This is a genomic window from Prevotella sp. khp1, assembly GCF_900102205.1.
Lineage (GTDB): Bacteria > Bacteroidota > Bacteroidia > Bacteroidales > Bacteroidaceae > Prevotella > Prevotella ruminicola.
The window spans coordinates 702,938-721,534 of the sequence record NZ_FNJZ01000001.1 but is presented as its reverse complement, the minus strand read 5'-3'; the positions used below and the strand labels follow the sequence as shown (position 1 = coordinate 721,534).

At 49.4% G+C, this 18,597-nt stretch carries 15 protein-coding genes; 13 read left to right on the top strand and 2 right to left on the bottom strand.

What is annotated here, in order from left to right; translation table 11 throughout:
* The first annotated feature begins 7 nt into the window (after nucleotides 1-7).
* The 6 genes from BLR73_RS03110 to BLR73_RS03085 are packed head-to-tail and all read left to right on the top strand — an operon-like array spanning nucleotide 8 to nucleotide 5,682.
* Nucleotides 8-1,000, top strand: a complete 993-nt coding sequence (locus BLR73_RS03110; protein WP_028913310.1) for an HlyD family secretion protein — start codon at nucleotides 8-10, stop codon at nucleotides 998-1,000.
* Between the two features lie 31 nt (nucleotides 1,001-1,031).
* Nucleotides 1,032-2,201 carry an ABC transporter permease gene (locus BLR73_RS03105; RefSeq protein WP_091858848.1) on the top strand — a complete coding sequence of 390 codons (1,170 nt, stop codon included), beginning with the start codon at nucleotides 1,032-1,034 and terminating at the stop codon, nucleotides 2,199-2,201.
* Complete coding sequence (locus BLR73_RS03100) at nucleotides 2,185-3,390, top strand: ABC transporter permease (RefSeq protein ID WP_091858846.1); 1,206 nt, start codon at nucleotides 2,185-2,187, stop codon at nucleotides 3,388-3,390. Before BLR73_RS03105 ends, BLR73_RS03100 begins: the two co-directional genes overlap by 17 nt.
* Nucleotides 3,391-3,392: 2 nt before the next feature.
* Nucleotides 3,393-3,986: a hypothetical protein gene (locus BLR73_RS03095; protein ID WP_091858843.1), complete on the top strand. Its 594-nt coding sequence runs from the start codon at nucleotides 3,393-3,395 to the stop codon at nucleotides 3,984-3,986.
* Nucleotides 3,980-4,714, top strand: a complete 735-nt coding sequence (truA, locus tag BLR73_RS03090; protein ID WP_091858840.1) for a tRNA pseudouridine(38-40) synthase TruA — start codon at nucleotides 3,980-3,982, stop codon at nucleotides 4,712-4,714. The genes BLR73_RS03095 and truA overlap by 7 nt, the downstream gene beginning before the upstream one ends.
* A gap of 50 nt (nucleotides 4,715-4,764) precedes the next feature.
* The gene (locus BLR73_RS03085) at nucleotides 4,765-5,682 is read left to right on the top strand and encodes a DMT family transporter (RefSeq protein ID WP_091858837.1); all 918 of its coding nucleotides are present in this window, start codon (nucleotides 4,765-4,767) and stop codon (nucleotides 5,680-5,682) included.
* Between the two features lie 113 nt (nucleotides 5,683-5,795).
* On the opposite strand, the gene BLR73_RS03080 is transcribed toward BLR73_RS03085, so the two are convergent.
* Nucleotides 5,796-10,238: a translocation/assembly module TamB gene (locus BLR73_RS03080; RefSeq protein ID WP_143010872.1), complete on the bottom strand. Its 4,443-nt coding sequence runs from the start codon at nucleotides 10,236-10,238 to the stop codon at nucleotides 5,796-5,798.
* A gap of 123 nt (nucleotides 10,239-10,361) precedes the next feature.
* Between BLR73_RS03080 and BLR73_RS03075 the strand changes: the two genes are divergently transcribed.
* The 7 genes from BLR73_RS03075 to BLR73_RS03045 all read left to right on the top strand — a co-directional run bounded on the left by BLR73_RS03075 (nucleotide 10,362) and on the right by BLR73_RS03045 (nucleotide 17,134).
* Nucleotides 10,362-11,705, top strand: coding sequence for a Na(+)-translocating NADH-quinone reductase subunit A (locus BLR73_RS03075; RefSeq protein ID WP_033150052.1), 1,344 nt, complete (start codon nucleotides 10,362-10,364; stop codon nucleotides 11,703-11,705).
* A 27-nt stretch (nucleotides 11,706-11,732) separates the two neighbouring features.
* Nucleotides 11,733-12,893 (top strand): NADH:ubiquinone reductase (Na(+)-transporting) subunit B, encoded by a 1,161-nt coding sequence (locus BLR73_RS03070; protein WP_091858831.1) that lies wholly within the window; start codon nucleotides 11,733-11,735, stop codon nucleotides 12,891-12,893.
* A 2-nt stretch (nucleotides 12,894-12,895) separates the two neighbouring features.
* The gene (locus tag BLR73_RS03065; RefSeq protein WP_091860086.1) at nucleotides 12,896-13,558 is read left to right on the top strand and encodes an FMN-binding protein; all 663 of its coding nucleotides are present in this window, start codon (nucleotides 12,896-12,898) and stop codon (nucleotides 13,556-13,558) included.
* A 3-nt stretch (nucleotides 13,559-13,561) separates the two neighbouring features.
* Nucleotides 13,562-14,185, top strand: coding sequence for an NADH:ubiquinone reductase (Na(+)-transporting) subunit D (locus BLR73_RS03060; protein ID WP_013065051.1), 624 nt, complete (start codon nucleotides 13,562-13,564; stop codon nucleotides 14,183-14,185).
* 3 nt (nucleotides 14,186-14,188) lie between these two features.
* On the top strand, nucleotides 14,189-14,815 hold the full coding sequence (nqrE, locus tag BLR73_RS03055) for an NADH:ubiquinone reductase (Na(+)-transporting) subunit E (RefSeq protein ID WP_013064075.1): 627 nt from the start codon (nucleotides 14,189-14,191) through the stop codon (nucleotides 14,813-14,815).
* Nucleotides 14,816-14,850: 35 nt separating this feature from the next.
* On the top strand, nucleotides 14,851-16,119 hold the full coding sequence (gene nqrF, locus BLR73_RS03050) for an NADH:ubiquinone reductase (Na(+)-transporting) subunit F (RefSeq protein WP_033150054.1): 1,269 nt from the start codon (nucleotides 14,851-14,853) through the stop codon (nucleotides 16,117-16,119).
* Between the two features lie 523 nt (nucleotides 16,120-16,642).
* Nucleotides 16,643-17,134, top strand: coding sequence for a hypothetical protein (locus BLR73_RS03045; RefSeq protein ID WP_091858828.1), 492 nt, complete (start codon nucleotides 16,643-16,645; stop codon nucleotides 17,132-17,134).
* Nucleotides 17,135-17,281: 147 nt separating this feature from the next.
* Here the strand turns inward: BLR73_RS03045 and BLR73_RS03040 are convergent, their stop codons facing one another.
* Nucleotides 17,282-18,526 (bottom strand): ATP-binding protein, encoded by a 1,245-nt coding sequence (locus tag BLR73_RS03040; RefSeq protein ID WP_091860083.1) that lies wholly within the window; start codon nucleotides 18,524-18,526, stop codon nucleotides 17,282-17,284.
* Nucleotides 18,527-18,597 lie beyond the last annotated feature (71 nt).

Below are 18,597 nucleotides of genomic sequence, written 5' to 3'. Positions count from 1 at the left end.
AGATATTATGACAGAACAAGCTAAACGCCAGCATAACAACATACTGCTTGCTATTTTAGGTTTTGCTACAGTTGTGGTTATCGTGGCATTGATTGGATTCTTTGCGCTGGATCGTGATCCAGACATTATCCAGGGACAGGTAGAGGTTACAGAGTACCGTGTATCTAGCAAGGTGCCAGGTCGTATTCTTGAACTTCGCGTAAAAGAGGGCGACTATGTAAAGGTGGGTGATACACTTGCTATACTTGATGCCCCTGAGGTGCGTGCCAAGATGGAACAAGCCCAAAGCGCCGAGAGCGCCGCTGCGGCTTTGGAGTTGAAGGCTCAGAATGGTGCTCGCAAAGAGCAGATTCAGGGTGCTTTCTCTGTTCTTCAGCAGGCTAAGGCAGGACTTGAGATTGCAGAGAAATCTTACAATCGTGTGCAGCGCCTGTTCGACGAGGGCGTGATGAGTGCCCAGAAACGCGACGAGGCTTTTGCCAATTATAAGGCCATGGAGGCTCAGGTAAAAGCTGCTCAGAGTCAATATGATATGGCTGTGAATGGTGCACGTCGCGAGGATAAGATGGCTGCTGCTGCTCAGGTGGGGCGTGCCCGTGGTGCCGTGCAGGAGGTTAACTCTTATATTCACGAGACGGTTCAGGTGGCCCAGATGGAAGGCGAGGTTTCTGATGTTTATCCAAAGGTAGGTGAGTTGGTTGGTACTGGTTCGCCCATCATGTCGATAGCTGTGATGCAGGATCTTTGGGGAACATTCAATGTTCGCGAGGATCAGCTGAAAGGTATGCAGATGGGTAGTGAGGTTAATGCCTATGTGCCTGCGTTCGATAAAATCATCAAGATGAAGGTTTACTACCTGAAAGATCAGGGTTCATATGCCGTGTGGAAGGCCACCAAGGCTAATGGTCAGTACGACCTGAAAACCTTTGAGGTTAAAGCTCGTCCGGTTGAGAAGATGGAAGGCTTGCGCCCTGGCATGAGCTTGATTATTAAGGATTAAACATTAAACATTAAAGATTAAGCATTAATTGATGAAATGTTTTAATCAAATCTGGGAGATAGCTTTGCGTGAGATGAAGATTCTGAAAAAGAATCCCATGTATGGCTTCTGTATGGTGGTTTTCCCGCTGTTGACGATGGTGTTTTTTACATCGCTGCTCGACGATGGCCTGCCGCAGGACTTGCCTGTGGGTGTGGTTGATCTCGACAATACCTCGACTACCCGTGCGCTTACTCGTAAGCTCGATGGCTTTCAGAATTCGCGGGTAGTGGCTCATTTCCAGTCGGTTGCCGAGGCGCGTCATGCTATGCAGGAAAACGAGATCTACGGATTCCTATATTTCCCCAAGGGCACTACCAGTAATCTGATATCGGCTCGTCGGCCCAAGGTGTCGTTCTATTATAGTAATGTGTCATTATCGGGCGGCTCGATGGTGATGAAGGATTTGAAAACCGTTTCAACCCTTGGTTCAGCAGCTGTAGGTATGGCCACGTTGCGTGCTAAAGGCGCTACCGACAAGCAGATTCAGGCTTTTTTGCAACCCATCCGTATCGACCTGCATCAGGTGGCCAATCCTTGGTCAAACTATAATGTGTATCTCTCTACCGTGTTTGTGCCTGGTGTGATGATGCTCTTTATGTTTCTGACATCTGCCTATTCGTTGGGCATGGAACTGAAGTTCAATCGTGGTAAGGAGTGGATCGAAAAGGCCGATGGTAAGATAGTTGTAGCCATCATTGGTAAGTATCTGCCACATATATTGGTATTCTTGCTGCTGATGTTTTTCTATCAGTTCTACATCTATCATGTGCTCCATTTCCCACACGTAGGCGGTTGGATGATGGTAGTCCTCCTGTCTTTACTTGGCGTGTTTGGGTCTATCGGATTCGGTATCTTTGCCTTTGGCCTGATGCCTTCGTTGCGCATGTCCATGAGTATCTGTTCGTTGTGGGGCGTTCTTAGTTTCTCGCTGGCGGGTTCTGCTTTCCCGGCTATGGGTATGGATGCTCCTCTGCAGGCGCTCACGTGGCTATTCCCGTTGCGCCATTATTATATGCTATTCCAGATAACGGTATTTAATGGCTATCCGCTTATTGATGCCTGGTTCCATCTGGTAGCGCTGATAGGTTTCACGCTGATGCCTTGGTTTGTTATCAGTAAGGTTAAAAATGCTATGCTCACTTATGTCTATATTCCATAAAATCATACAGGCTTTAAATGATGCCGCTTATATCTGGCGACAGGAGTTCAAGCAGGTGCTTCGCGACGAGGGCGTGCTGATTTTCTGTGTCATTGTGCCTTTGGTTTATCCGCTGCTTTACTCGTGGGTTTATAATAATGAGACCGTTCGCGAGGTGCCTGTAGTAGTGGTCGATATGTCGCATTCGCATCAGTCGCGCCAGTTTATCCGCATGTGCGATGCTTCGCCCGATGTGAAGGTGATTAGTCATGCATTAGATTTAGACGAAGCAAAAAGCTTAGTGAGTCGGCAGGTAGCAAAGGGTATCTATTATATTCCCGAGGATTTTGCCACGAAGCTGAATCGCATGGAGCAATCCACCATTAGCGTGTATTGTGATATGGCGCTGATGCTTACCTATAAAGCTATTTATCAGACGGCGATGGCTGTGAGCACCAAGATGGGGGCGCAGATGCAGGTGGCGCTGGCTGGCAACTATACTGCGCGCGAGGATGTGATAACCGTTAGTCCGCTCGAAGTAGAGGAGGTGCCGATGTTTAATCCCCAAGGTGGTTATGGTACATCGGTTTTGCCTGCCGTGCTGATGCTGATTATCCAGCAGACGTTGGCGCTTGGCATCGGACTGGCTGCCGGTACGGCTCGCGAGTCAAATCCTGATGGCGATCTGGTACCTGCTCATCCCGCTTATTCGGGCATCTATCGTATCGTAGGTGGTAAAGCGCTTTGCTATCTGATGGTGTATGCTGTTATGGGCACTTATCTGGTAGCGGTGGTGCCAAAGCTGTTTGGTTTTATGCAGTTGGCTCCTTGGCAGAATCTGATGGCTCTCATGGTGCCTTATCTGTTGGCCTGTGTCTTCTTTGGCATGACGGTTTCGTGCATGGTGCGCTATCGCGAGAATGTGATTCTGCTGATGGTGTTCATCTCGTTGCCGTTGCTGTTCCTGACGGGTGTTTCGTGGCCGCAAAGCAATATTCCTGGTGCATGGCAGGGCGTGTCGTGGATTTTCCCCAGTACTTTTGGTGTCAGAGCCTATCTGCGATTAAACAGTATGGGCGCCAGTATTGGTGATGTTACTTCCGAGTTGCGCTGTCTTTGGGTTCAGGTGGCTTTCTATTTTGGTATGGCGTGCCTGGTATATGGTCATCAGCTGCGTGAGACGCGCCGGCATTTACACATAACGGATTAGATATGAGAAAGTGGTTGGTCATCGCATTAGTTTGTTTCGCCACCTGCCTCAAGGCGCAGGAGGCAGAGCGTGGTGTGTTGCTACAGCCCGATACCACCTTCTCGTTACCCCCGCTAACGTATCGTGGCACCATAGCCACCTATCCGTATATAGGACCGATGTACACCAGTTTGGGTAACTGGGAGCTGCATCCCGGACTGAATGCGTCGTTTTCGGCTTCGGCCATCTTTGGGGTGGGCAAACATGCCAGCAGCGGCTTTGCCAATAGTGCGGCTGTCATGTATGCTGGGCAGTTGATGCCTAAACTCTCGTTCTCGATAGGCGGCTATAGCTCGTTTCTGGACTATGGGCGCCATCAGATGAAGGATGCCGGACTGACGGCTATGCTGAATTATCGCTTTGATGAGCATTGGGAGGCAGGCATTTTTGCACAGAAGTCGATGATGCAACCTCGCATGCCGCTACAGAACATGTGGTGGCTTGGTGATGATCTTGGCGACAAGATTGGCGCTATGGTGAAATATAACGTGAATCCTAACTTCAGTTTTCAGCTGAGTGTGTGGAATCAGCGAAATGGTTTTGATAACAGATGGTAAAAAGATATTTTATTTGGTTGAGTTATGATGGTACCAACTATCATGGTTGGCAGGTGCAGCCTAACGGTATATCCGTTCAGGGCGAGCTGCAAAGGGTGCTCTCAACCTTACTCCGACAGGATATTAGTATTACAGGCGCTGGTCGAACCGATGCAGGTGTGCATGCCCGTGTGATGGCGGCGCATTTTGAAGTCGAGCAAGACGTCGACTGTAAGCAACTGGCTTATAAGATGAACCGCATGCTGCCACAGGATATCGTGGTTGATAGGATAGAGGAGGTGTCGCTCGATATGCATGCCCGTTTCTCGGCTACCGAGCGTACGTACCATTATTATATACACACGCGTAAGAGTCCGTTCGAGCGCCATTACTCGTGCGAGATTCACTATCCGCTCGATTTCGAGAAGATGAACGAGGCTGGTCGTATCCTCTGTACCTACGAGGATTTTGGTGCTTTCTGCAAGGCGCATAGCGATGTGAAGACCACCCTTTGTAATGTAACCCGTGCCGAGTGGATACAAACAGGCGATACTACCTGGTACTTTGTGATTACGGCCAACCGTTTTTTGCGTAATATGGTCCGAGCCGTGGTGGGTACGCTGGTAGATGTGGGTCGTGGTCGACTCTCGCTTGATGAGTTCCGAAGTGTGATTGAGGGCAAGCGCCGAAGCGATGCAGGCGAGTCGATGCCTGGTAACGCCTTGTTCCTTGAGGATGTGAAATATTGAAAATTGAAGATTGAAGAATTGAAAAATTGAAGTTTTTAGGATAACAGATTATGTGGTTATTATTGGCGTTTATGTCGGCAGCTTTGTTGGGCTGCTATGATTCATTAAAGAAACAGGCCCTGAAGGGTAATGCGGTTATTCCCGTGCTGTTTCTCAATACGTTGTTTTCAAGTTTGTTTTTCCTGCCATTTATAGTGTTGAGTGGTTCTACTCAGGTGCTTGATGGCAGTATATTCCATGTGTCGGCAGGCGGTTGGGATATGCACAAGTATATCCTGCTCAAGTCGCTCATCGTGCTGTCGAGCTGGATTCTGGGCTATTTCGGCATGAAGCATCTGCCACTTACGATTGTGGGTCCTATCAACGCCACACGTCCGGTGATGGTGCTGGTGGGTGCGCTGCTGGTGTTTGGCGAGCGCCTGAACCATTGGCAATGGATAGGTGTGCTGCTGGCCATTGCCTCGTTCCTGCTGCTGAGTCGTAGCGGCAAGAAGGAGGGCATCGACTTTAAGCACAACAACTGGATATTTATGATTGTAGGTGCTGCCATACTGGGTGCCGTGAGCGGTTTGTACGACAAGTTCCTGATGGCGCCTGTAGAGAATGGCGGCGTGGGCTTGGACCGCATGATGGTGCAGTCGTGGTATAACATCTACCAGTGTTTAATGATGGGTGCTATGCTGTGGTTGCTGTGGTGGCCTAAGCACGAGCAGACAACGCCGTTCCATTGGTCGTGGTCGATTGTGGGTGTGAGTCTGTTTCTGAGCATCGCCGACTTCATGTACTTTTATTCACTCTCGTTGCCCGAGGCCATGATTTCTATCGTATCGATGATTCGTCGTGGTAGCGTGATTGTAAGCTTTACGTTTGGTGCTATGTTCTTCCACGAGAAGAATCTCAAGGCCAAAGCCTTCGACTTGGCGCTTGTGCTCCTTGGAATGGTATTCCTCTACATCGGTAGCAAGTAGTTTTTTTTAGGCACGGATTAACACGGCTTTTTTATAAAAAGACACGGCCTTAGTTGCAATGCTAAAGCCGTGTTTTAATTTTATTAAGCCGTGTTAATCCGTGCCTAAAATCTCTATTTCTTTTCTTTGCGTTTACGTTTCTTCGACGAGAATAAATCTCTGATACCGTTGAAGTCTTTTTTCATAATCAGACCGATGCCTTGGGTGTTAAGGCTTGACTTGGTGAAGTAGCGATCGTTAGTCTGGTTGTAAACCTTCAGGGCTAAGTTGCCGTTGGGGTAGAGGAGATACTGCACGTCGAAGTCGCCAATGAATGATGGGTTGGCTTGCGTGGCGTTGTCGCGATAGCCAAACTGTCCGTTAATCAGCAGTCGGTTGTTTAGCATGCGACCGTTGATGATACCCTCGTACTCGGCATTGTGCCAGCCCTCGTTACCAGTAGATATGTTGGCACCAAAGTTCCAGTTATCGTTCTTGATAAACTGGTTGATAAGCGTATTGATTTGCGACGACAGCGTACCCGACAGGAAACTCTGCATGGCCAGCGATGTCTGGTCGGTTCGCTCGCCTGTGGCGCTGGTGCTGTTGTTGGCACCCTGATTGTAGAATCGGCCGATAGCCAACAGATATACCACCTGCTGGTTCATCTCCTGCTGTCCGTTGATAACCGAGCGTACCATCTGCTGCTCGTCGGCATTTACCGTTGGCATCTCCAGGTCGAAGTCAACCTGTGGTGCTGCGGGCTGTCCGCCGATGTTCATCAAGCAGTTTACACGAATGGTGTTGCTGCTGAACGAGTTGCCGATGTTCAGGTCGGAAAGACTCACGCCGCTAACCGTATAAACGGCCTGCAGGTTGAGTGCTGCCTGATAGGGATCGCCACCAAACACGATGGTACCACCGCGGTTAAACGTAAAGTTCTTCTTGATGATATTCTGGATGGTGATGCCGTACGTGCCGTGATCAACGGTGTAGGTTCCAAACATATTAAACGAGCCCTTGTTGTGGAACGATGCGCGTATCGAACCGTTACCATAAAGGGTGATGTAATCCTTGGTGCCTTCGTCCATCAGCAGCTTCAGGGCGGCGTTGGGCGTGGCGTTAATCTGGAAGTTGATGTAGATATCCGTATCGTCGGCACGCGTGTTGGCAGGCGTGGTGGCGCCCAGCTTAGCCGTTGTGCCAACTGTGGTGGTATCGGGGTGCTCCCAGGTAATAAACTCCTGATTGCTGATAGCATCTGGACTGGCGGCGTTATACACAAACACGCTACCGGGCTGGGGCGTTACGTTACAATCGATAATCACATCGTTGCCATGACCGCTGATAGATACGTTACCACCTGCATAAACGGTGCCGTAGAAGGTTGATTCGCTACCATCTGGATTGGTAAAATCCTTAAAGTCGTAAGCCAACAGGTTGTCGGTTTCTACAAACAGATCGAAACTCAGGTTGGTCAGGCTCTGGTGGTGTATGCCACCCGAGAGTATGGCCTTGTTGCCTAAGGCATCGTAGATAGGCATGTGGCGCAGTTCAATCTCGTTGGGCACCATCACTACGGTGTCGCGTACCAGCTTATACGTGGTGTTCAGCGGTGTAACGGTAGCCTCGCCATCCACAATCAGCTTACCTGTCAGGTTGATATCGTCGAGAGTGCCAGCCACACGGGCCAAGCCCTTACCATGACCGGTAATGCTCGAGAGGAAGCTCTTGGTAAAGTTGTGCATGAACTCGATGCTGGTGCCATCGGCCTCGATACCAAGATCGATGGTGTTATGTACGGGTGATACGTAGCCGTTGATACGTGTCTGGGCATCGGGACCGTCGTCGGCCACCGCATGTATGTCAATCTGCTGGGCCTCGTGGTTCCAGTTGGCAAGGGCATGCAGCACACCCATGCGTCCGCGTTCAAACTTAAACTCATCTACGGTCAGGTCGGCATTAGCCTTAAACTCGTCGAAGAGCGACCAGGCGCGTGCTTTTCCTGTAGCCTTACCGCTGAACTCTACGCTGTGGAAGTTCACCAGGTCGAGGATATAACCCACCTCAACCTCACGCAGATCCACGGTGAGCGAGTCGGTTGCGTTCTTCGAGGCGATACCATCCACGATGATATGCTGGCGTCCGTGCTGAACCGAGAAGTGGTCTACCAGCAGGAACTTATCGCTATACAGCACATCCGAAGGCTCTACATCCCAACCCTCGCCACGCAAAATGATGTGCGACGGCATGAATCGCAGGTGTGCCTCTTGCTTGCCTGCCACGTTGTGGTACAGCTGCATGATGGTGTTCAGCTCGCCACTCATACGCTCGCCCTCGTTGTGGTTGTCCCAGTAGAGCGATGTGGTGAGGTTATTATTAGCGGCATGGGCCGAGAGTCCCAGATCCAGATGCTGGCCGTCGTCCATCTGCTTACGTATGTTCAGGTTACAACGCATGGTGTCGGCTGGCGACGAGATGTTGATGTAGCCATCGCTATACCACGAGCCGTTGTAGGCAAACGATGGGATGTCGCCGTTCAAGTATAGCTCGTTGGTAAAGTCGTTAACGCGGGCTTGTAGGGTTACGGGCTGGCGCAGTTGCAGGTCGACGTTAAACACACGTCGCAGCCAGTCGCTCTTGCTTACCATCAGGCGTACCACAAAGTTGTTGTGGGTCTTGGTGGTGGTAGCAGGCAGAATGGGCAGGGTGGGCAGCTTGCTCTTCAACAGGTTTACAAACGATCCTGCCAGCGTGTTAAAGTCGAACTGTCCCTTCAACTCAGCATCGGCAAAGTCGCTCTTTACGGTAAGGAAGTGGATGCCATCCGTATGACCTGTTGTGATGTTCAGGTTATCCAGACGGTAGGCAGGATGCTGCTCGGTAGCCGAGATGTTGAAGTTACTCAGTCGGATGTTACCTTGCGCATCGTTCAGGTTGCGTGCAGCCAGATTAGCCTCCAGCTGTCCACTCAGCGTGGCGCCGCCCCATTGGTCGGTCAGATGCAGGGCGTGCGGGTTGTATCGCTCTATGTTTGCTTGCAGCTTAATGCTGTTAAGCGGCTTGTCGTTCAGGTGCTGGTCGGCCAGCTCTGCTGTAATCTGCGCCTCCAGGTTAAGGTCGTTTATATCAAAGTTACCGGTTATCACACCCTGATTGTAGCCGCCGTTAAGCGCCAGGTTATGATAGGTATAGCCCTTGTACTCGAAATCGCTGATAATGCCATCCACATTCACGTCGGGTTTCTGCCCCTCGTGCAGCTGACCCTTCAGGGCGAGGGTAGTGGTTAGCTTACCCAGGTCGTTGCTGGCCAGCAGCTGCTGCAGGTTCAAGGCTGCAACTTCAACCGTACCGGCAAACGATTGGTCGGCTGCCAGGTTCATATCCACCTTGGCATCGCCGGCGCCTGTATGCACATCGGCCTGCAGGTTGCCCGCCCCTTGCTGGTTGCGCTCGCTTTCGGCCGATAGCTGTACGCCACCCATACGTGTCAGCTCCTCAGGTATCTGAGGGAAGGCGTTGGCAAGCATGGCCAGATAGCCCTCCGAAACCGCCAGGCGGTTCAGCTGTACGCTCCACGATGGGCGCTTCTGCCAGTCGGCCACCCAACCATGGGCGTTGATGTCCAATTCGTGTCCTGCCGATGCTATCAGCAGGCTGGGTATGGTTACTTTTGTATCGGTACCATTAAAGCTGGTTGCGATGGATAAGCGGTTTGATAATCCCTTTAGTTGTGGAACGAAACAGACTAGCTCTGAGGGAGTTATGCTGGTGTTAGAAATCTTTCCGTAATAGTCTAACGAGCCCTTCTGCAAGCCGCTGTCGGTCATCAGATAGGTGGCGTTCAGCGTGTCGATCTGCAAACGCGACTGGGGAAGTTCTACCAGCAGATTCTCTAATTGCGACTGCTTGCGACCGGCTGCCAAGTGGAACTTTAAGCGCTTCACCACCAGTCCGCAACGCTCCTTCAACTCCAGTCGTTTTACGTTCACGTTCAGCGAGTCGTCGGTTAGCGCCTTCAGGTTGATGTGCGCGCTCAGGTCGCTTATCTTCAGGTGCGAGGGATTGAACACGCCGATGGTAACGGGCTTGTATTTCTCGTCGTAGGTTACGCTGGTGCGACGTACGATGAGCGAGTTGATACGCAGGTCGAGTGGGGTATGACTGGTGGTATCTTTTGATGCCAGCGAGTCGAGTACGAACTGAAAATTGGTCTTGCTGCGCTCGTTCTCCTTATATAATATAAGATGTGCTCCAAACAGCTGGGCCGACGAGATGGAAATCTTGCCATCCAGCAGCGGCAGCAGTTCCAGGCGTACCGACAGGCGGCCTACACGCAACATGTCCTGCTGCTGTTGGTCCTTAATTCGCACATCATCTATAATCACACGGTTAAACAGTCCCAGATCAACGCGACCGATGCTTACCTGGGTGCCTAATTTATCGGCAATAGCATCGGCTACTTTGCTGCCAAGGTAGTTCTGAGCCTGGGGTATATATGAGACGGTCATGAGTGCCACATTAAGTAGAATGACACCCCAAATTGTCCAGCTAACGAATCTTTTGAGTAACTTCACGAGGCAAAATTACGACTTTTTGTTGTGATTTGGGCTTTTTTTTCTCATTATTTGTTATTATGTGGCTTTTTTTATGTAATTTTGCACTCGCAACGACACTATTCAATAAAATTTCTGATATAAATGGCAAATGTGATTAAGTTACGCAAAGGCTTAGACATTACCCTTGAGGGCAAGGCCGAGGAGAAGAAAATCCAGCTGAAATCGAACGGCAAGTTTGCGCTTGTACCCGACGATTTTGAGGGTGTAACTCCAAAGGTTGTTGTCAAGGAGGGCGATCATGTCAAGGCCGGGGATGCCTTGTTTGTTAACAAGCAGTATCCTGAGGTAAAGTTTGCCTCGCCTGTTAGCGGAACCGTCCGCGAGGTGGTGCGTGGTGAACGAAGAAAAGTGCTCTGCGTGAGAGTTGATGCCGACGAGCAGCAGGAGTTTACCGACTTCGGCAAAAAGGACGTCAGCAAGCTTGTAGACGAGCAGGTTATTAATGCGCTGTTAGAGGCAGGTATCTTCGGATACATTAATCAGTTGCCCTACGCTGTTTCCACCAATCCTAGTGTGAAGCCGAGGGCAATTTTTGTTTCTGCTCTGCGCGATAAGCCCCTGGCTTGCGATTTTGAGTACGAGGTAGAAGGACAGATTGACGATTTCCAGACTGGTATCGACGCCCTGTCACGTATCGCTACCGTATACCTTGGAGTAGGAGTTGGTTCTAAACTCGAGAACACCAAGAATGCCGAGGTTACCGTATTTGATGGTAAGTGCCCTGCAGGTAACGTAGGTGTACAGGTTAACAACATCGCTCCTGTGAACAAGGGCGAGGTGGTATGGACCATCGGCGACCCTTCGGTAGTACTGTTCATCGGTCGCTTGTTTAATACAGGTAAGGTTGATTTGCATCGTACCGTAGCCCTGTGTGGTAGCGAGGTTAAGAACCCTGCCCACGTGGATATGCTGGTAGGCGAGGAGCTCTCAACCCTGTTGAGCAACAGCTACGATGCCCAGAAGAGCGTTCGTATTATTAATGGTAACGTGCTTACTGGCCGTCCAACAACCAAGGAAGGTTTCCTGGGTGCTCACACCAGCGAGATTACCGTTATCCCCGAGGGTAACGATGCTGACGAGATGCTGGGTTGGATTCTGCCACGCTTTAAGCAGTTCTCGGTTAACCGCAGCTATTTCTCTTGGCTTTGTGGTAAGAAGAAGTACGCTCTCGATGCCCGCGTAAAGGGTGGCGAGCGCCACATGATTATGAGTGGCGAGTACGACAAGGTGCTGCCTATGGACATCTACGGCGAATACCTGATTAAGGCTATCATCGCTGGCGATATCGACCGTCAGGAGGCCCTTGGTATCTACGAGGTTGCTCCCGAGGACTTTGCTCTTGCCGAGTTCGTAGATTCTTCTAAATTGGAGTTGCAGCGCATCGTGCGTGAAGGCCTCAATATCCTTCGTAAGGAAAATGCTTAATGTTTAATCTTTAATGTATAATTTTACATGAGCTTTTTAAGAAATTATCTCAATAAGATCAAGCCGAACTTTGAGGAGGGTGGCAAACTTCATGCCTTCCGCTCGGTGTTCGACGGCTTTGAGACCTTCCTTTATGTGCCTAACGACACAGCGAAGGCTGGTGGCGTGAATATTCACGACTCTATCGACTCGAAGCGCATTATGAGTATGGTGGTTATCGCCCTGATGCCTGCCATGCTGTTTGGTATGTATAACATCGGCTACCAGAACTATGCTGCTGCCGGCACACTCGCCACAGCATCGTTCTTCGAGATTTTTGCTTTCGGTTTCCTGGCCGTTCTGCCAAAAATCCTGGTTAGCTACATCGTAGGTCTGGGCATCGAGTTTGCCTGGGCACAGTGGAAGGGTGAGGAAATCCAGGAGGGTTACCTCGTATCAGGTATCATCATTCCATTGATTATTCCTATCGGTTGCCCATTGTGGATGCTGGCTCTGGCCTGTGCATTCTCAGTAATCTTCTGTAAGGAGATATTCGGTGGTACAGGTATGAACATCTTCAACCCTGCTGTTGCAGCACGTATGTTCCTGTTCTTCGCTTATCCTTCGAAGATGACTGGTGATACCGTTTGGGTGGCTCAGAATTCTATCTTCGGTTTGGGTAACGACCTGCCCGATGGCTTTACAGCAGCTACACCACTCGGTCAGCTGGCACAGAACATCACTCCCGATTCGTCGATTCTCGATATGGCCCTCGGTTTCATCCCAGGTTCAATCGGTGAGACATCGCTCGTGGCTATCGCTATCGGTGCTGCTATCCTGCTGTGGACAGGCATCGCCTCTTGGCGCACCATGCTCAGCGTGTTCGTGGGTGGTATCGCACTCGCCGTACTGTTCGAGCAGACTGGTCAGGGCATGACATGGTGGCATCACCTGGTAATGGGTGGTTTCGCATTCGGTGCCGTGTTTATGGCTACCGACCCTGTTACATCATGCCGCACAACCACAGGTCAGTACATTTACGGATTCCTGATTGGTGCTATGGCCATCATCATCCGTGTGCTGAATGCCGGTTATCCTGAGGGTATGATGCTCGCCATCTTCTTTGGTAACATGTTTGCTCCTACTATCGACCACTTCGTTGTGGAGCGCAATATCTCTAACCGTTTAAAGAGAGGAGGTCGCAAATGAAACTGAATACAAACTCTAACGCGTACATTATTATATATAGCGCGGTAATGGTGGTTATCGTAGCCTTCCTGCTGGCATTTGTCTATCAGGCCTTGAAGCCTATGCAGGATGCTAACGTAGCACTTGATGTGAAGAAGCAGATTCTCTACTCGCTCAATATCCGCAATCTGGATGGTGCCGAGGCCGAGGCCAAGTATGCCGAGGTGGTAAAGACCGAGAAGGAGGACGAGAATAATGGTCAGAAGGCCTATGAGTGCCAGATTGATGGTAAGAACATTACTGTAGTTAGCCTGAAGGGTATGGGCCTTTGGGGTGGCATCAGCGGTTATCTTGCTATCGACGAAGAGGGTAAGGTTTACGGTGCCTACTTCAACCACGAAGGTGAGACTGCTGGTCTTGGTGCCGAAATCAAGGACTCTCAGGCTTGGCAGGAGAAGTTCATCGGCAAGAAGATCTGGGACGAGAACGGCAACGTAGTACTCTCAGTTGTTAAGAAGGTTGAGGATCCCGCTACTCAGGTCGACTGTGTAACTGGTGCAACCCTTACTTCGAATGGTGTTGACGCCATGCTGAAGGACGGCCTGAAAGGTTTCCAGACCTATTCTATCGGCCGAATGCTCGAGACTGTTGCAAATACTGATTCAACTAAAGTAGTGGAGGAATAAACTATGGCATTATTCAGTAAACAAAATAAGGAGGTTTTTACAAACCCATTAAACGTCGACCATCCTATCCTTGGACAGGTGCTGGGTATCTGCTCGGCATTGGCTGTTACATCGCAGCTTAAGCCTGCCATCGTAATGGGACTCGCCGTTACTGTGATTACCGCATTCTCAAACGTAATTATCTCAATCATCCGCAACACTATCCCTAACCGCATTCGTATTGTGGTTCAGCTGGTGGTTGTGGCTGCGCTGGTAACTATCGTTAGCCAGATTCTGAAGGCTTTCGCTTACGATGTGAGCGTTCAGCTGTCGGTATATGTAGGATTGATCATTACCAACTGTATCCTGATGGGTCGCCTCGAGGCGTTCGCCATGCAGAACAAGCCTTGGCCTTCGTTCCTCGATGGTGTAGGTAACGGTCTGGGCTACGCTATGATTCTGGTGATTGTTGGTGCCGTTCGTGAGTTGCTGGGCCGCGGCAGTCTGCTGGGCTTCCAGATTGTACCCGATGCCTGCTACGACTTCGGTTACGTTAACAACGGTATGATGACGATGCCTGCTATGGCGCTGATTCTCGTGGGATGTGTGATTTGGGTTCATCGTGCTTACTTTTATAAGGAGAAATAAGATATGGAACACGCAATATCATTACTATTCAGGTCGATTTTTGTCGACAATATGATCTTCGCTTTCTTCCTCGGCATGTGCTCTTATCTGGCTGTGTCGAAGACTGTGAAGACTTCGTTAGGACTCGGTCTCGCTGTAACCTTCGTGCTTACCGTTACCGTTCCTGTTAACTATCTGTTGCAGACCAAGGTGCTGGGTCCCGACTGTCTTGTCGAGGGTGTTGACCTCAGCTACCTGTCGTTCATCCTCTTCATCGCCGTTATCGCCGGTATGGTGCAGTTGGTTGAGATGACTGTTGAGAAGTACTCTCCATCGCTCTATGCAGCGCTGGGTATCTTCCTGCCTCTGATTGCCGTAAACTGCGCTATCATGGGTGCTTCGCTGTTCATGCAGCAGCGCATCCTGATGGACCCCTCTAACTCGCAGGCCATTACCAGCGTATGGGATGCCATCGTTTATGGCTTCGGCTCTGGTCTCGGTTGGGCGCTGGCCATCGTGGCTATGGGTGCCATCCGCGAGAAGATGCAGTATAGCGATGTGCCCAAGCCTCTGCAGGGCCTCGGCATCGTGTTTATCACCGTGGGCCTCATGGCTATGGCTATGATGTGTTTCTCAGGCCTTAACATATAATGGTCAATGTTCAATGTTAAATGTTCAATGAATTTATGGCTCAGTTTATAGCATATAGTATAGGGGTTTTCCTCGCGGTAATCATCCTCTTGGTGATTATCCTGTTGGTGGCTAAGAAGTATCTCAGCCCCAGCGGTAATGTGAATATTACAGTTAACGGAGATAAGGTGCTGAACGTACCACAGGGCAACAACCTGATGGCTACCCTCAACGAGAATGGCATTTTCCTGCCTTCGGCTTGTGGTGGTAAGGCCAGCTGCGGCCAGTGTAAGGTTCAGGTGCTCGAGGGTGGTGGCGAGATTCTCGATTCTGAGAAGCCTCACTTTACTCGTAAGCAGATTAAGGACCATTGGCGCCTGGGTTGCCAGTGTAAGGTTAAGGGCGACCTGAAGATTCACGTAGATGAGTCGATCCTGGGTGTTAAGGAGTACGAGTGTACCGTTATCTCTAACAAGAACGTGGCTACTTTCATCAAGGAGTTCAAGGTACAGCTGCCTGCTGGCGCTCACATGGACTTCCTGCCTGGTTCTTACGCTCAGATCCGTATTCCTAAGTTTGATTGCATCGACTATGATAAGGACTTCGACAAGAGTCTGATTGGCGACGAGTATCTGCCCGCATGGGAGAAGTTCGGTTTGTTCCCACTTAAGTGTAAGAACCCCGAGGACACCATCCGTGCTTACTCAATGGCTAACTATCCTGCCGAGGGTGATGTATTCATGCTTACCGTACGTATCGCTACACCTCCATTCAAGGCCGACCGTTCGGGCTTCATGGATGTAAATCCTGGTATCGCTTCAAGTTACATCTTCTCGCTGAAACCTGGCGACAAGGTAATCATGAGTGGCCCTTATGGCGACTTCCACCCACACTTCGACTCGAAGAAGGAGATGATTTGGGTTGGTGGTGGTGCCGGTATGGCTCCTCTGCGTGCTCAGATCATGCACATGACCAAGACGCTGCACACTACCGATCGCGAGATGCACTACTTCTATGGTGCACGTGCGCTGAACGAGGTGTTCTATCTCGACGACTTCCTGGGACTGGAGAAGGAGTTCCCCAACTTCCACTTCCACCTGGCCCTCGACCGTCCAGACCCTGCAGCCGATGCAGCTGGCGTAAAGTACACTCCAGGTTTTGTACACCAGGTAATGCTGAACACCTATCTGAAGGACCACGAGGCTCCCGAGGATATCGAGTACTACATGTGCGGTCCTGGCCCCATGTCGAAGGCCGTGGTTTCTATGCTCGACTCGCTCGGCGTAGATCCCGAAAGCATTATGTACGATAACTTCGGCGGATAATCCGTTATCCCCCGCAAATAATAAGCAAAGTGCAGCACCATCAAGGTTGCTGTACTTTTTTTTAATAATAAATTCCTAAAATGCATTAAAATTTAATTTTTTTATTTATCTTTGCAACCGCAAACTTACGCCGAGCTGACGTTTCATAATGTTGGCGAGGCTATAGGGAGGGAGCACTACATTTTGGAAATGCGTCGCTGACGCTTTGTTTTTGGCCGTTAGAACCTAGGAAATTCAAACGTACAAGTCAAAGACTTAGCAGAGGTTGGTGCTACGGGTAGGTATATACCGTCCCCGTCAGCGTGCAGAGGGCTAACCATGTCCTCACGCACGCTTCATAGGACGTTTCGTATATAACCAACGGCGTGGGTATCAATTCTGTTTGTCTATTTGTACAGGTTTTCCTAGGACCTTAACGGCGGACAGGCAGAAGCGAGACACCCCGCCTTTCCTTTTTGTAGTAACTAGTTAATTAATCAGTCTGTATCAGGGAGTCTTACAGACACAACTTTTTCAAAAAAAGATGAAGAAGTTATTTATGTGTTTGGCTCTGTGTCTAATGTCCTTATCCACATTTGCACAGAAAGAAGTAACGGTAAAAGCTGGTACACTTGTACCGTTGCAAGTGGTTAATTACACTAAAGCTGCTGACGTTAAAGTCGGTCAGAAAGTGGCCTTTAGAGTTTCTCGTGACATCTCCGTTAATGGCGTAACAGCCATTCCTTATGGAACGACTGTGAACGGAACAGTTTACGAAGCAAAGAAATCATCTTGGTGGGGAACAAAAGGCCGTCTTGGCATCAAAATTTCGGAGATGTTTGCCCCCAATGGTGAAATGGTTCCTTTGGCAAATGGCGATGTTTATGTTACAGGTAAGAACCGTACTCCAACAGCAGTTATTGTGTTCCTATTTGTTTGGCCAGGCTGTTTCATTTGTGGGTCTAAAGCTGAGCTACCTGTTGGCTATGAGATTCAGGCAAATGTTGCAGCAAATACTTTGGTAACAGTCAACTAAAATAGAAATATGATTAACTCTCGCATTTTTACAAAGCATCGCATTTCTGATGTACTATGTACAAAATGGACAGAGAAAAATGCATAACCAAAAGCAGCGTCTTTAGTGTGATACGCTGCTTTTGGTAAAATTTAAATTCTTATCCTGTCAAAACTTTGATATGGGAATCACGTCTATGGTGTAGCCGGCTTTCTCTATGGTGCGCTCTTCGTCGCGGGTGACAATGGTGAGATGGCTGCACTTCAGTTCACCAGCGCATTCCACGATGCTGTCAATCTCGCGCTTCTCCGTTTTAGAACTGCTCATATCATAGCACACTTGCACCAGGCGCTCTATCTTTGCGCCTTTGCGTAGCACAAAGTCTACCTCCTTGTCGTTGCGCGAACGATAATAGAACATGGTCTTATCGGTATCATATCCGCGACGTATAAGTTCTACAAAAACCTGATTTTCAAGCAAACGACCAAGATTCTCACTCACGGCAAAAGCCTTGGCGGCCACAAATCCATTATCCACCACATAGACCTTCCGTGGGGCCTTCTTCATCAGTTTCAGTTTGTTGTTGTAGCGCGACAGATAGTAGAATAAATATGGTTCGTGCAGATAGTCCATGTATTTCTTGGTAGTGCTAACACTCGATAATCCCAATTCTTCTGAGAGGTTGTTGGCACTCAGCGGATTGCAGAAGTTGGAAACCAAATACATGGCAAGGTTATTAAGGTCGGTGATGTTCCGTACATTGTGTCGCTTTGCCACATCCTTCCAAATGATAGAATCGAATAAGGTGTCGAGATAACTGCGCACTAATGAGCGCGAAGCTACCACTTCCGGATAACCACCATTTTGCATATAGTCGTCTGTCAGAGCGTTCGCCTCTGCTTGCTGTTCCGGCTGCATTACATTGAGATTGAGTTTGTGCCAATCGAAAAACTCTTCCATACTGAAGGGTAGCATCTCTATTTGGAGATATTTTCCCGTAAGCACCGTTGCCATTTCGCTCGATAGCATCTTGGCGTTGCTACCTGTTATGACCAGATTCTTACCCATCCTGTAGAGTTCGCTCACCCATAAGTCCCAAGCGTCGAGATTCTGTACTTCATCGAGTAGCAGATACTCATAGCCAGGATAGACATCATCAAGCATTCGCATCACAAGATTAGCATCCCAGGCATCCAGGAGCGGCTGATTATCGAAATTCAGATAGGCAAAGTTCTTATTACGCAGCATCAGCAAGGCCTGAGTTGACTTGCCTACACGACGTGGACCTGTAATCAACTTTATTAGCTGACTGTTCAGTAGCACGTTTTCATCCTGATTAGTTCTACGTGTAAGATAAGGGCGCGACAGCAACTCGTCACGTTCTTTTCGTTGGTTCAGAATAATTGTCTTCATCATCTCAATATTATATTTCGGGTGCAAATATATGGTATTTTCTTCAATTTTGCAAGTGTATTGGATAAAAA